A 13,201-nucleotide genomic window follows, 5' to 3' on the forward strand; every position below is an offset into this window, starting at 1 on the left:
GTCATCGCAAGGAGTCCATCCGTGATACCGAGATGGCCGGCGCCGTTCAGGCGCCGAACCACCCACGCTGGACGGGTCGCGGCGGTCGGCGCGGTCACCGTGACCGCGCTGACCGCGGCGCTCGTACAGCCACTCACCGCGGGAGCCGCCGCGCCGCCCGCGCCTCCGTCCGACGCGAAGCTGGCGAGGACCGCCGCCCGCCACGACCTCACCCGCGAGCAGTTCTACTTCGTCCTGCCGGACCGTTTCGCCAACGGCGACCGGGCGAACGACAGGGGCGGCCTGACGGGCTCGCGCCTCGCCACCGGCTACGACCCCACCGACAAGGGCTTCTACCAGGGCGGCGACCTCAAGGGCCTCACCAAGAAGCTCGACTACATCAAGGGCCTCGGCACCACCTCCATCTGGATGGCCCCGATCTTCAAGAACCAGCCCGTGCAGGGGACGGGGGCCGACGCCTCCGCCGGCTACCACGGTTACTGGATCACCGACTTCACCCAGGTCGACCCGCACTTCGGCACCAACAAGGACCTGGAGACCCTCATCTCCAAGGCGCACGCCAAGGGCATGAAGGTCTTCTTCGACGTCATCACCAACCACACCGCCGACGTCGTCGACTACGACGAGAAGTCCTACGACTACCTCTCCAAGGGCGCCTTCCCCTACCTGACCAAGGACGGGAAGCCCTTCGACGACACCGACCACGCGGGCGGCGGGAAGAACTTCCCCACCGTCGACCGGGACTCCTTCCCCCGGACCCCCGTCGTCCCGGCGGCCCAGAAGAGGACCAAGGTCCCCTCCTGGCTCAACGACCCGACGATGTACCACAACCGGGGCGACTCCACCTGGGCCGGAGAGTCCGCCGGCCACGGCGACTTCGTCGGACTGGACGACCTGTGGACCGAACGCCCCGAGGTCGTCTCCGGCATGGAGAAGATCTACGAGAAGTGGGTCCGGGACTTCGACATCGACGGCTTCCGGATCGACACCGTGAAGCACGTCGACATGGAGTTCTGGACGCAGTGGGCCACCGCGCTCGACGCGTACGCCGCGAAGAAGGGCCGCGACGACTTCTTCATGTTCGGCGAGGTCTACTCCGCCGACACCTCCGTGACCTCCCCCTACGTCACCCGGGGCCGCCTCGACTCCACGCTCGACTTCCCCTTCCAGGACGCGGCACGGTCGTACGCCTCCCAGGGCGGCAGCGCGAAGAAGCTGGCCTCGGTCTTCGGGGACGACTACAAGTACACGACCGACAAGGCCAACGCGTACGAGCAGGTCACCTTCCTCGGCAACCATGACATGGGCCGCATCGGAACCTTCCTGAAGCAGGACGCCCCCAAGGCCACCGACGCCGAACTGCTCGCCAAGGACCGGCTCGCCAACGAGCTGATGTTCCTCGGACGCGGCAACCCGGTCGTCTACTACGGCGACGAGCAGGGCTTCACCGGCGCGGGCGGCGACAAGGACGCCCGCCAGACGATGTTCGCCTCGAAGACCGCCGACTATCTGGACGACGACCTGCTCGGCACGGACCGTACGCACGCCGAGGACGCGTACGACACGAGCGCGCCGCTCTACCGGCGGATCAGCGCGCTCGCCGAACTCCGCAGGGCGCACCCGGCCCTCGCCGACGGCGTCCAGACCGAGCGGTACGCGGCCGACGGGGCGGGCGTCTACGCCGTCTCGCGGACCGACACCCGCACCGGCACCGAGTACGTCGTCGCCTTCAACAACGCGGACGGCGCCGAGAAGGCCACCTTCGCCACCGGGTCGGCCCGTATGACCTTCAAGGGCGTCTACGGCACCGACGGCAAGGTGACGAGCGGGACGGACAAGAAGGTCACCGTCACCGTCCCGGCCCGCTCGGCGATCGTCCTCAAGGCCGCCGGGCCTCTCGGGAAGCCCGCCACCAAGCCGTCCGTCACGCTCGACGCCCCGGCCGCCGGCGCCACCGGCACGGTCGAGATCGGCGCGGACGTCGGCGGTGGGCAGCTCAACCGGGTCGTGTTCGCCGCGCAGATCGGCAACGGCCGGTGGAAGACGCTGGGCTCCGCCGACCACGCCCCCTTCAAGGTCACCCAGACCCTCGACGAGAAGGTGCCGGCCGGAACGGCTCTGCGGTACAAAGCGGTGGTGATCGACCGAACCGGACGTACGGCGAGCGCCACCGCGGCCTCCACCACCGGAACCCCGCCCGCCCCCGAGACCCCCACCGCCTCCTCGCGCGACCACGCGATCGTCCACTACAAGCGCGCCGACGGCGACTACACCGACTGGCGGCTGTACGCCTGGGGCGACCTCGCCGAGGGCGAGGGGACCACCTGGCCCGACGGCCACGACTTCATCGGGCGGGACGCGTACGGCGCCTTCGCGTACGTCAAGCTCAAGCCCGGCGCCACCAGCGTCAACTACCTCGTCATCGACAAGGACGGCACCAAGGACGTCTCCGCAGACCGCACGATCGACGTGACGAAGACGGGCGAGATCTGGGTCGAGCAGGGCAAGGAGGCCGTCCGCACGGAGAAGCCCACCGGCGACTACCCCGAGCAGGACAGGACCAAGGCCGTCCTCCACTACCACCGCGCCGACGGCGACTACGACGGCTGGGGCCTGCACGTCTGGTCGGGAGCCGCGAACCCCACGGACTGGGCCAGGCCCCTGGAGCCCGTGCGGACCGACACCTATGGCGCCGTCTTCGAGGTGCCCCTCACCGACGGGGCCACCAGTCTCGGTTACATCCTCCACAAGGGCGACGAGAAGGACCTCCCCACCGACCAGGCGCTGGACCTCAAGACGACCGGCCATGAGGCGTGGCTGCTGAGCGGCCAGGAGAAGTACCTGCTCCCGCAGCCCGCCGGGTCCGCCGCCGCCCTCGACCTCACCACCTCCAAGGCGGTCTGGATCGACCGGAACACCGTCGCCTGGAACGGCAACGACACCGCCGCCTCCACCCAGCTGCTGTACTCGCGCTCCGGCTCGATCACGGCGAAGGACGGCGCTCTCACCAGCACCGACGAGCGGTGGCTGCGTCTGACCAAGGCGGCGCTCACCGACGCCCAGAAGACGAAGTTCCCGCACCTGAAGGCGTACACCGCCTGGACCGTCGACCCGCGTGACCGCGACCGGGTCCGCGACGCCCTGCGCGGCCAGTTGGCCGCCTCCCAGCGCGCGGCGAACGGCGCGGTGCTCGCGGCGACCGGCGTCCAGATCGCCGGCGTGCTCGACGACCTCCACGACGGATCGGGCGCCCACCTCGGCCCGACGTTCCGCAAGGGCCGTCCGACACTCGCCGTCTGGGCGCCCACGGCACAGTCGGTGAAGCTCGAACTCGACGGGAAGACCCTCCCGATGAAGAGGGACGACACCACCGGCGTCTGGTCCGTCACGGGTGGGAAGTCCTGGAAGAACAAGCCCTACCGGTACGTCGTGAAGGTGTGGGCGCCCAGCGTCCGGAAGATCGTCACCAACAAGGTCACCGACCCGTACTCCGTCGCCCTCACCGCCGACTCCGAGCGCAGCCTCGTCGTCGACCTGGCGGACAAGTCGCTGGCGCCGAGCGGCTGGTCGTCGTACACCAAGCCCAAGGCCGTGCCGCTGAAGGACGCGCGGATCCAGGAACTGCACGTCCGGGACTTCTCGGTCGGTGACGCCACCGTGCCCGCGAAGGACAGGGGCACCTACCTCGCCTTCACCGACAAGGGCAGCGACGGCTCCCGGCACCTGCGGCACCTGGCGAAGGCCGGAACGTCGTACGTGCACCTGCTGCCCGTCGCCGACATCGCCACCATCCCCGAGCGGAAGGCCGACCGGGCGACCGTCGACTGCGACCTCGCCTCGTACCCCGCGGACTCCGAGAAGCAGCAGGAGTGCGTGGCGAAGGCCGCGGCGAAGGACGGCTTCAACTGGGGTTACGACCCCTACCACTACACGGTCCCGGAGGGCTCGTACGCGACCGACCCGGACGGCACCCGGCGCACGGTCGAGTTCCGGAAGATGGTGCGGGCGCTCAACGCCGACGGCCTCGGCGTCGTGCTGGACGTGGTCTACAACCACACCCCGGCCAGCGGGCAGGCCGACAGGAGCGTCCTCGACAAGGTCGTCCCCGGCTACTACCACCGGCTCCTCGCCGACGGTTCGGTCGCCACCTCCACCTGCTGCGCCAACACCGCGCCCGAGAACACCATGATGGGCAAACTGGTCGTCGACTCCCTCGTCACCTGGGCGAAGGAGTACAAGGTCGACGGCTTCCGCTTCGACCTGATGGGGCACCACCCGAAGGCCAACATCCTGGCCGTCCGCAAGGCCCTCGACGCCCTCACCCTCAAGAAGGACGGCGTCGACGGGAAGAAGATCATCCTGTACGGGGAGGGCTGGAACTTCGGCGAGGTGGCCGACGACGCGCGCTTCGTCCAGGCCACGCAGAAGAACATGGCCGGCACGGGCGTCGCCACCTTCTCCGACCGGGCCCGGGACGCGGTGCGCGGCGGCGGCCCCTTCGACGAGGACCCCGGCGTCCAGGGCTTCGCGTCCGGCCTCTGGACGGACCCCAACCCCGCGGCGGACAACGGCACCCCGGCCGAGCAGAAGGCCCGGCTGCTGCACTACCAGGACCTCATCAAGGTCGGGCTGAGCGGCAACCTCGCGAACTACCGGTTCACCGACACCGACGGCAAGGAGGTCCAGGGCTCCGAGGTCGACTACAACGGGACCGCCGCCGGGTACGCGGACGCCCCGGGCGACGCCCTCGCCTATGTCGACGCCCACGACAACGAGTCCCTGTTCGACGCCCTGGCCTTCAAACTCCCGAAGTCCACGAGCCCGGCCGACCGCGCCCGGATGCAGGTCCTCGCCCTGGCGACCGCCGCCCTCTCCCAGGGCCCGGCACTCTCCCAGGCCGGCACCGACCTGCTGCGGTCCAAGTCCCTTGACCGCAACTCCTACGACAGCGGCGACTGGTTCAACGCGATCCACTGGGACTGCCGGGACGGCAACGGCTTCGGGCGCGGACTGCCCCTCGCCGCCGACAACCGGTCCAAGTGGCCGTATGCCAAGCCCCTGTTGACGTCGGTGAAGGTCGGCTGCGAGCAGATCGAGGGTGCCTCGGCCGCCTACCGGGACCTGCTGAGGATCCGTACCACGGAGGACGTCTTCTCCCTCGACACCGCCGGGCAGGTGCAGTCCAAGCTGTCCTTCCCACTGTCGGGGAGGGACGAGACCCCGGGCGTGATCACCATGGAACTCGGTGACCTGGTCGTCGTCTTCAACGCCACCCCCGAGCGGCGGAGGCAGACCGTGGGCGACCTGGCCGGGACGGAGTACGCCCTGCACCGGGTGCAGGCGGCGGGGGCGGACTCTACCGTCCGGACGTCGTCGTACGAAGCGGAATCGGGGACCTTCGTCGTTCCGGGGCGGACCGTGGCGGTCTTCGCGCGAACAGGCCGCTGAGAGCGCTAGCTTGGGTGGTGCGGGCGGTGAGGGGACCGGCCGCACCACCCGGGCTTCGGCCACGACGAGAGCCTCATGAGGGCGATGGGCGACACAACGGACACCACGGTGCTGGTGGTCGACGACGCGGCCGCCGGCCGGTACGCGATGGGCGCGGTCCTGCGCCGGGCCGGACACGGCGTGGTCCCGGTCGCCAGCGCAGGCGAGGCCCTCGCCGAACTCGACCTGCGGCTCCGCACCGGAACCCTGCCCGACCTGGCCCTCGTCGACGTCGGCCTCCCCGACATGAGCGGCTTCGAACTGTGCCGCCGGCTCAAGGCCCGTCCCCTGACCGCGGCCCTGCCCGTCGTCCACTTCTCCGCCGCCTCCGTCGCCCCCGTCGACCGCTGCCGTGGGCTGGACGCGGGCGGCGAGGCGTATCTGACGGTCCCCGCCGAGCCGGAGGAGATCCAGGCGGTCGTCCGCGCGGCCGTGCGCGGCGCCCGGACCCGCAACGACGCCGAGGCCCTCGCCCGCCGGCTCACCCTGCTGTCCGAGACCGTCGTCGACGTGCAGGCCGCCCGCACCCTGGAGGAGCTGGCCGCGGCCGCCGCCGAAGGGGCCGCCCGGCTCACCCGCTCGCCCGCCGCCGTGTTCGTGCTCGGCGAGGACGGCCACCTCTGCACCGGCACCTCACGGGCACGGGCCCGCACCACCCTGCCCGACGCCGGCGCGCACGAGGCCGTGGCCCGGCTCATCCGCCGTCTCACCGACAGCGACCCCGGGCCGCACGACACCGTCGTCCCCGCGCCCCTGTGGCCCCCGGGCTTCTTCCGGCCCGGCGTCACCGAGGACGCCCGGCTGGTCCTGGCCCGCACCGAGAGCGGCACCCCCGTCTGTGTCGCCACACCCGCGCGCGGCGGGCCGGGAGCGGCGAGCGGTGCCACGGGCCTGGTCGCGCGCCTCGCCCAGGCCACCGCCCTGGCCGCCCAGCCCCTGCTGATGTACCAGGTCGAACGCCATGTCGCGCTCACCCTCCAGCACAGCTTCCTGCCCAAGCGGGTGCCCGAGTTCCCCGGCCTCGACGTCGTCGTCCGCTATGTGCCGGCCTCCAGCCGGACCGAGATCGGCGGCGACTTCTACGCGGCCCTGTCCACCCCCGGCGGCGTCCTCACCGCCGTCGGCGACGTCGTCGGGCACTCGCTGGACGCGGCCACCGTGATGGTGGAGATCCGGCACGCCCTGCGCGCGTACTGCGTGGAGGAGTCCGACCCCGCGGCGCTCGCCCACCGTCTCGACCGGATGCTCCAGCACTATCACCCGGACCTGACCGCCACCGTCTGTCTCGCCCTGATCGAGCCGGACAGCGGGCGCGTCCGGATCGCCAACGCGGGCCACATCCCGCCGCTGATCGTCCGCGACCACGGAGAGGCCGCGTACGTGCCGGCCGCCGGACCACTCCTCGGGCTCGGCCTCGACCGGCCCGCGCCCACCCTGGCGTGGCTGGGGCCGACGGACCGGCTGCTCATGGTCACCGACGGGCTCGTCGAGACCCGGGGGATCGATCTCGCGCTCTCCCTGGAGCAGTTGCGGGCCGCCGCGGCGGACGCCCCGGTGGGGACGGCCGCGCTGTGCGACACGCTGCTGCACTGTTTCGGCCGGGACCGGGAGGACGACATCGCCATGCTGGCGTCACGGCTGCGGTTAGGGTGACCTCATGCCGCAGATCACCGTTGACTACTCCGCCGTCCTCTCCGAGGGCTTCGACCGGCCCACGTTCGCCAAGGCCCTGCACGAGGAGGTCGTGCGGACCGCCGCCGCGAAGCCGGAGGCGTGCAAGACGCAGTTCCGGGCGACCGACGACACGGTCGTCGGGCCCGACACCGACGGCCACGCGATCGTGCACATCACGCTCGGGCTGCTCGCCGGACGCACCGACGACACGAAGGTGACGCTGACCGAGAACGTGCTGGAGCTGGTCCGGCAGTACGTGAAGCCGTCGGCGGGGCTGGCGCTGCACGCGTCGGCGGAGGTGCGCGACCTCGACCCGTCGTACCGGAAGTTCGAGGTCTGAGCGCCGGGCCCTAGCCGCGCCCCAGGGCGAGCAGGCGGCCCGCGAGGTCGCTGAACGGGCCGTCCTGCGGTTCGTCGGCGAGGATGCCGCGCAGCAGCGCCGCCATCTCCTCGTCCTGGGCCGCGCTCACCGCCGCCAGCGCCGCGAAGTCGTGGACGAGCTGGACCTCCAGCTCCTCGCGGGGGATACGGCGCCCGTCCAGCCAGAGGAGGGCGGTGGACTCGGCGAGGGAGATCCAGGAGCGGATGACGAGTTCGAGGCGGGCGGGAGCGGTGCCGACGTCGAGGTGCGAAAGGATCTGGACATAGGCGGCCTGGCGGACACCGTCGACGAGGGCGTTCGTGCGGGACGAGCCGACGGCCGGACCGCCGCGCATCAGGGCGGAGAAACCGGGGCCGTGCTCGTCGACGAAGTCGAAGAACCGGTGAGTGACGCGGAGCAGCCGGGCACCGAGCGGACCCTGACGGGGCTCGACGAAACGGTTCGCCAGATCGTCGGACGCACGCGTCAACGCGGCCTCGTACAGGCTGAGTTTGCCCGGGAAGTAGTGGTAGACCAGCGGGCGTGAGATGCCCGCCGCCGACGCTATCTCGTCGATGGAGACCTCGTCGGGCGAGCGCCGGCTGAACAGTTCGAGGGCGACCCCGATCAACTGCTGCCGCCGCTCCTCCACACCCATCCTGCGGCGCGCACCGGTTCGCATACGAACACTCTACCGATTCATTCCAGCCCGCCAGGGGCGGGACCGGGCGGAGACCTCCGAGGCGCGGGCGGTCACCGGGCGGACTGCAGGCCGCTGATCTCCCGGCCGTTCGCCAGCGTCCCCTTCAACTCGGCCCGCACGCCCGCCCCGGCCGGTACGGCGAGGAGGTTGCCGGGCGCCGAACCGCTGACCCCGCCGCTCAGTTCGACGGACACCGTGTCCTTGCCACCGGCGGCCAGTACGTACGAGTCGCCGGCCGCCGATGTCCAGGGACCGGCCGCGAGGACGTGCGGGTCCGCCGGTCCGCAGGCGGGAACCTCGTCGGCGGCTGCCGTGACGTACGCGCCCGCCGGAGTGTCGAACTGGGCCAGCGCCCGCGTGCCCGCGCCCCGCCACGTCTCGGTGCGGGTGCACACCCAGTCGGCCGTGCCGCTGCCGTCGGGCAGCGGCTGGCGGGCGAACTGCCAGGCGTTCACCGTCCGCACCCCCTGCGACCGTACGGCGGCCAGCGAGCAGGCGAAGGGCGCCCAGACCGCCGGCGCGGCCGAGGCGTCACGCCGCGCCGTCACGGCCGACGGGCGCCCGATCGTGAGGTGCGCCGGCGTCACCTCCAACAGGTCGGTGAGCAGCCGCGTACCCCCCGAGGCGTCGGTGACCTGCAGCACGTCCCAGGACCGGCACTCCCCGGTCCGCACCGCCGGACTGGCGAACGGTGCCGTCGTCCCGTCCTTCGCCAGCGCGAGCGGACGCGCCCGGCCCCCGGGCTCCGCCAGATCCCGTACGGCCGCCCCGCGCACCCAGGGTGCCGTCAGATAGCGGACGTTGCCGTCGGACCGGCCCAGCACCAGGGCGGTCGCGCCGGCGCCGGCCGCCCCGTCGGCCCGGGTCAGGTCCAGGGCCGCCGCGCCCTGGTCGTCGAGGGGCTCGGCGTACCGGGCGATCCGCAGGCCGTCGTGGAGCAGGACGACCCGGAGGTTGTCGACCACGCCCGCGTACAGCAGTTGCGGCGGGCCGGGCGGGGGCCCCGCCTGGGTGCCGAGGGTGACCGCCACCTGCACGGACTCACCGGGGCGGGCCCAGACCGCGAGGGCGCGCCGCAGCAGGGCCCGGTCCTTGACGAGATCGCCGCGCGCGGGCCAGGTGGTGAAGTCGGTACGCCCCGTCGCCCGCCACGCCGTGGCCGTCGCCGTCGTCAGCTGCCCCGGATCCAGCGCCGCCTGGGCCGCCGGGTTCCGCGCGTACGGGGGTGCCGCCGCGCCGTCGGGCCCCCAGCCCTCCCCGGGCAGTCCGAGGAGCGCCCCGGACACGATCACGGCGGCCGTCGCGGCCAGCGCGGCCCGTGTGTGCTGGCGGCGGCGCATCAGATCGGTGGGGCGGGCGTGCAGCGAACAGGGGTCGTACTCGGGGGAGGCGAGCAGCGCGTACTGCCCCGCCGGCACCGAGTCGGCCTCCTTCAGCGCGGCGTCCGGGGCGCCGACGCCCGCCTCTTCGAGGAGCGACCTGATCACCGGGTCGGGGAGCCGCTCCAGGCCCCGCAGGACATAGGCGGCGCGTCCCGGGCCGGAGAGCGCCGACAGCCGCTGGTCCAGGGCCAGTTCGTCTGCGCCGCCGGAGCGGGGGAAGAGCCTGAGGCCCCACACCCGGGGCAGCGGCGGCGGCAGCTGGGACCGCTTCGGCCACGCCCGGCGCCGCAGCGGCAGGCCCGCCTCCAGGGCGGTGCGGACGACCTGGAGCCGGACGAAGGCGTACCCGGGGTTGCGCTCCCGGTCCGCGCCCGTCGCCTGCGCCGGGATGAGCGAGGTGGACCTGCGGCCCCTGGGCAGCGCCCGCTGGGTCAGCGCGTGCGCCGTCAGCACGCGACGGTTGCGGCCCAGGCCCGACGGCAACGTCAGATAGGCCAGCCGGACCAGACGCGGATAGTGCTCGACGAGCGCGGCCTCCGCCTGCTCGACGTCCACGACCGACTCCTGGGCGCGGGACGATGCGGGGCGCGGGGCGACATCCTGTGACTGCACGTTCAGCAGAACGAGCGAATGGTCCGATGGTCACCACAGCGCTCCGCCGGGTGGGGCGGGGCGCCTCGGGGATGGGGTGCCTGGGGTGCGTGGGCGGCTGCGGCTTCGGTGGGGCGTCTCGCGCAGTTCCCCGCGCCCCTGAAAAGCCGGGGCTGCGCCCCCTGCTTTTCAGGCCCGCAGGGGCCTGGGCTTTCAGGGGCGCGGGGAACTGCGCGAGACGCCCCCACCGGAGCCGCAGCCGACGAACGCACCCGCCTGACCCGGATGACCCGGCGGTGCCTGTGACGAGGAACCGGTCGACGGTGCCGGTCCGGTCGAGCAGACTGATCCGGAACCGTCCGGCACGGCCGGGCAGCAGCCGATTGAGCGCCGGGCGCGCGGGAGCCGTATCGAAGGCGGACACCGATGAACAGCGGTGCGCGCACGGAGCCGGCGCGTTCATGTCGCCTGAACGGACCCGGAGGGTACGGATGAGTTTGACGAGGAAGAGGCTCGCGGGGGCCGCGGCCGGCGCGGTCGTCGCGCTGCTGGCGCTGACCGGCTGCGGCGGGTCCGACGACGCGGAGGCCGCCGTCCCGAAGACGGCGACGGGGACGCTGGAGCACATCGCGGGCGAGGTGGGCTGCAAGCCGGACATGCAGACGGACGCGGACACCATCCGCCAGGCCCTGTGCACGAACAAGGACGGCGACTTCGACGGCAAGTTCGTCCTCGCGACCTTCGCCACCGACCGGGGCCAGGCGGAATGGCTGGCCGGCGCCAAGGACTACGGCGGCTACTACCTCGTCGGCCGCAAGTGGGTCGCCGTCGGCCCGAAGAAGACGGTGGGCGGACTGCAGGGCACCCTCGGCGGGGAGATGCAGGAGGGGTCCGAGCACATGAACCCCGGCGGCAGCCACAACGACGGCAGCCACAGCGGCTGAGCGCCTGAGCGGCGTGTGCCCCCGTCCCCGGAGCTCCGGGGACGGGGGCACACGCGTGTATACGCGTATACACGCCGATGCACGCGCGGCGATCCGGCGTGATCCGGGCGGGCCGGGTGATCCGGGACATGCGAAAGCCGGCGGTGGGATCTCCCACCGCCGGCTTTCGTCCGTGGCTCAGAAGTGCTCGGGCACTACTTGCAGTTCTGGCCGTTGTTGATGCACTGGACCATCTTGTTCATCGTCTGCTGGTTGAAGAAGTTGATGAAGTCGTTGTGGTCGGTGATCGGCTTGTGCAGGTTCTCCGGGAAGGAGTCGACCGCGTAGGGCTTCACGACCTGGCCGTTCTGGATCTGCGGGGCCGGGACGTTGTAGACCAGGCGGACCTGGAGCTGGGGGATGGCCTGGAAACCGTTGGCGCAACTGCCGTCACCCTTGACGAAGCTCACGTGGGTGCGGTGGTTGGCGCTGTCGATGTTCTTGCCGTCCCAGCAGCTCTGGAAGAAGGACGTCCGCACCACGGAGCTGCCCTGCGGGCAGATCGGGTACTTGTCCGTCACCACACGGTCCTCGAAGCCGGTGCAGCTCCAGTTCGTGTTGGCGTTGCCCAGGCCGTTCACGAAGGCCTTCGCGTCACCGGTGATGATGCGCAGGGCCTGCGGCATCCCGACGACGTTGCCCTTCTTGTTGCCGACGAACTTCAGCTGGGCCTGGCTCGGCTCGACGATCTTGCCGACGTTCTTGTCCGCGCCACCGCCGGGCTTGTTGGCGTCGATGTCGTTCGAGCCGTCCTGGATGCGGATGACCGGCCAGAAGTAGGACGACTTGTCGCCCTGGTTCTGGCAGGACGTCTGCGCGTTGGCCAGCTGCTGGTCGCTCGCGAAGGCGTTGTTGCTCTGGTTGCCCACGTAGTCGTGCTGGTGCTGGGCGCCGTTGCTGACACCCGGGGCGACGATCACGTTGTCCGAGTTGCGCAGCTCGTTCTTGTTGACGCCACAGCTCGTGGTGAAGCTGCCCCGCGAGCCACCGTTGCCGTTGGCGGCGAGACCGTTGCCGTTCACGCCCTTGGGGCCGCCGTTGGGCTGGACCTGGTTGATGTTGATGAAGTCGCCGGCGACCGGGCCGTTGCCGCCCTGGCCGTTGCCACCCTGGCCCTGGCCCTGGCCCTGACCACCGTTGTTCTGGCCCTGGTTCTGGCCACCCTGGTTCTGACCCTGGCCGCCGTTGTTCTGGCCCTGGTTCTGACCGCCCTGGTTCTGGCCCTGGCCGCCGTTGTTCTGGCCCTGGTTCTGGCCACCCTGGTTCTGACCCTGGCCCCCGCCGGCGTTGGTCTGAGCCTGGTCACCCTTGCCCTGGCAGGCCGCGAGCTGCGCCAGCCCCTGCGGAGCCTGGCCGCCCACGCGCCGGATGTTGATGCCGATCCGGTCGATGGTGGCCGTCCGCTTCGACTTCAGCGGGTTGAGAATGGCGTTGTTGACGAAGTTGGCGTCGCCCGCCTGCGCCTGGCGCGTGTCAGCCAGGCGCTTGTACGCCTCGGTGATCTGCCGGTCCAGCAGCGCCAGCTCCTTGGCGACACCCGCGCGCGCCTTGTTCGGCACGTTCGTCAGCTTCTGACCGACGTCCGGGCAGGCGATGGTGGCCACCTGGGCGGAGGCCAGCGTCGCGTTGGGCTTGGACTTCGACTCGCCCGCTGAGGCGTAGAAGTTCGCCCAGACCAGGCCGCCGCCCGCGACCGCGAGCGCCGCGGATGCGGCAATGGCCCGAACGGCCAGCGGCGAACGTCGTTTGCGTGTGTTGCGTCCCATGGAACTCCTCTGACTTCCTTGCGGGGCTATCGAGGCGCCCGACAGGAGTGAAGCGGCTCCATCAAGTACGCGCTGATTCCCAGGAGTGTTCAGGCGACTCAGAAATTGATGAGAGATTCGTGGGACAAACTGGTTTCAACACCCCGCACGGCACCGGGAGTTGCCGATCCCCTACGGCGTGTACATGATGAGCGGCCCCGAAGGGGCCCGCGAAGGGGGTGTTTCGGCGACTCTGGCCGGGATGCGCGGGAACC

General features: G+C 71.5%; 7 protein-coding genes. 4 read left to right on the forward strand and 3 right to left on the reverse strand.

Annotated features, from left to right (window positions below):
• Positions 1 to 21 precede the first annotated feature (21 nt).
• From pulA to SCAB_RS31855, 3 genes are all read left to right on the forward strand, one after another.
• Positions 22 to 5,448, forward strand: coding sequence for a pullulanase-type alpha-1,6-glucosidase (gene pulA / locus SCAB_RS31845; protein WP_013004225.1), 5,427 nt, complete (start codon positions 22 to 24; stop codon positions 5,446 to 5,448).
• Positions 5,449 to 5,532: 84 nt separating this feature from the next.
• Positions 5,533 to 7,140 (forward strand): SpoIIE family protein phosphatase, encoded by a 1,608-nt coding sequence (locus SCAB_RS31850; protein ID WP_013004226.1) that lies wholly within the window; start codon positions 5,533 to 5,535, stop codon positions 7,138 to 7,140.
• A 4-nt stretch (positions 7,141 to 7,144) separates the two neighbouring features.
• Complete coding sequence (locus SCAB_RS31855; protein WP_013004227.1) at positions 7,145 to 7,501, forward strand: 5-carboxymethyl-2-hydroxymuconate Delta-isomerase; 357 nt, start codon at positions 7,145 to 7,147, stop codon at positions 7,499 to 7,501.
• Between the two features lie 10 nt (positions 7,502 to 7,511).
• Here SCAB_RS31855 and SCAB_RS31860 read toward each other — a convergent pair whose 3' ends face one another.
• Positions 7,512 to 8,204: a TetR/AcrR family transcriptional regulator gene (locus tag SCAB_RS31860; RefSeq protein WP_013004228.1), complete on the reverse strand. Its 693-nt coding sequence runs from the start codon at positions 8,202 to 8,204 to the stop codon at positions 7,512 to 7,514.
• Between the two features lie 71 nt (positions 8,205 to 8,275).
• Entirely contained in the window at positions 8,276 to 10,219 is a 1,944-nt protein-coding gene (locus tag SCAB_RS31865; protein ID WP_013004229.1) for a hypothetical protein, read from the reverse strand.
• 470 nt (positions 10,220 to 10,689) lie between these two features.
• Between SCAB_RS31865 and SCAB_RS31870 the strand changes: the two genes are divergently transcribed.
• On the forward strand, positions 10,690 to 11,142 hold the full coding sequence (locus SCAB_RS31870) for a hypothetical protein (RefSeq protein ID WP_013004230.1): 453 nt from the start codon (positions 10,690 to 10,692) through the stop codon (positions 11,140 to 11,142).
• 194 nt (positions 11,143 to 11,336) lie between these two features.
• Here the strand turns inward: SCAB_RS31870 and SCAB_RS31875 are convergent, their stop codons facing one another.
• Positions 11,337 to 12,947, reverse strand: coding sequence for a DUF1996 domain-containing protein (locus SCAB_RS31875; protein ID WP_013004231.1), 1,611 nt, complete (start codon positions 12,945 to 12,947; stop codon positions 11,337 to 11,339).
• Positions 12,948 to 13,201 lie beyond the last annotated feature (254 nt).

Origin of the sequence: Streptomyces scabiei 87.22 (assembly GCF_000091305.1) — a bacterium.
GTDB lineage: Bacteria > Actinomycetota > Actinomycetes > Streptomycetales > Streptomycetaceae > Streptomyces > Streptomyces scabiei.

Bases quoted from the DNA above. Each gene is read 5' to 3' on its own strand.
- SCAB_RS31875 (WP_013004231.1), bottom strand. From the start codon at position 12,947: ATGGGACGCAACACACGCAAACGACGTTCGCCGCTGGCCGTTCGGGCC.
- SCAB_RS31855 (WP_013004227.1), top strand. From the start codon at position 7,145: ATGCCGCAGATCACCGTTGACTACTCCGCCGTCCTCTCCGAGGGCTTC.
- SCAB_RS31860 (WP_013004228.1), bottom strand. From the start codon at position 8,204: ATGCGAACCGGTGCGCGCCGCAGGATGGGTGTGGAGGAGCGGCGGCAG.
- SCAB_RS31850 (WP_013004226.1), top strand. From the start codon at position 5,533: ATGGGCGACACAACGGACACCACGGTGCTGGTGGTCGACGACGCGGCC.
- SCAB_RS31870 (WP_013004230.1), top strand. From the start codon at position 10,690: ATGAGTTTGACGAGGAAGAGGCTCGCGGGGGCCGCGGCCGGCGCGGTC.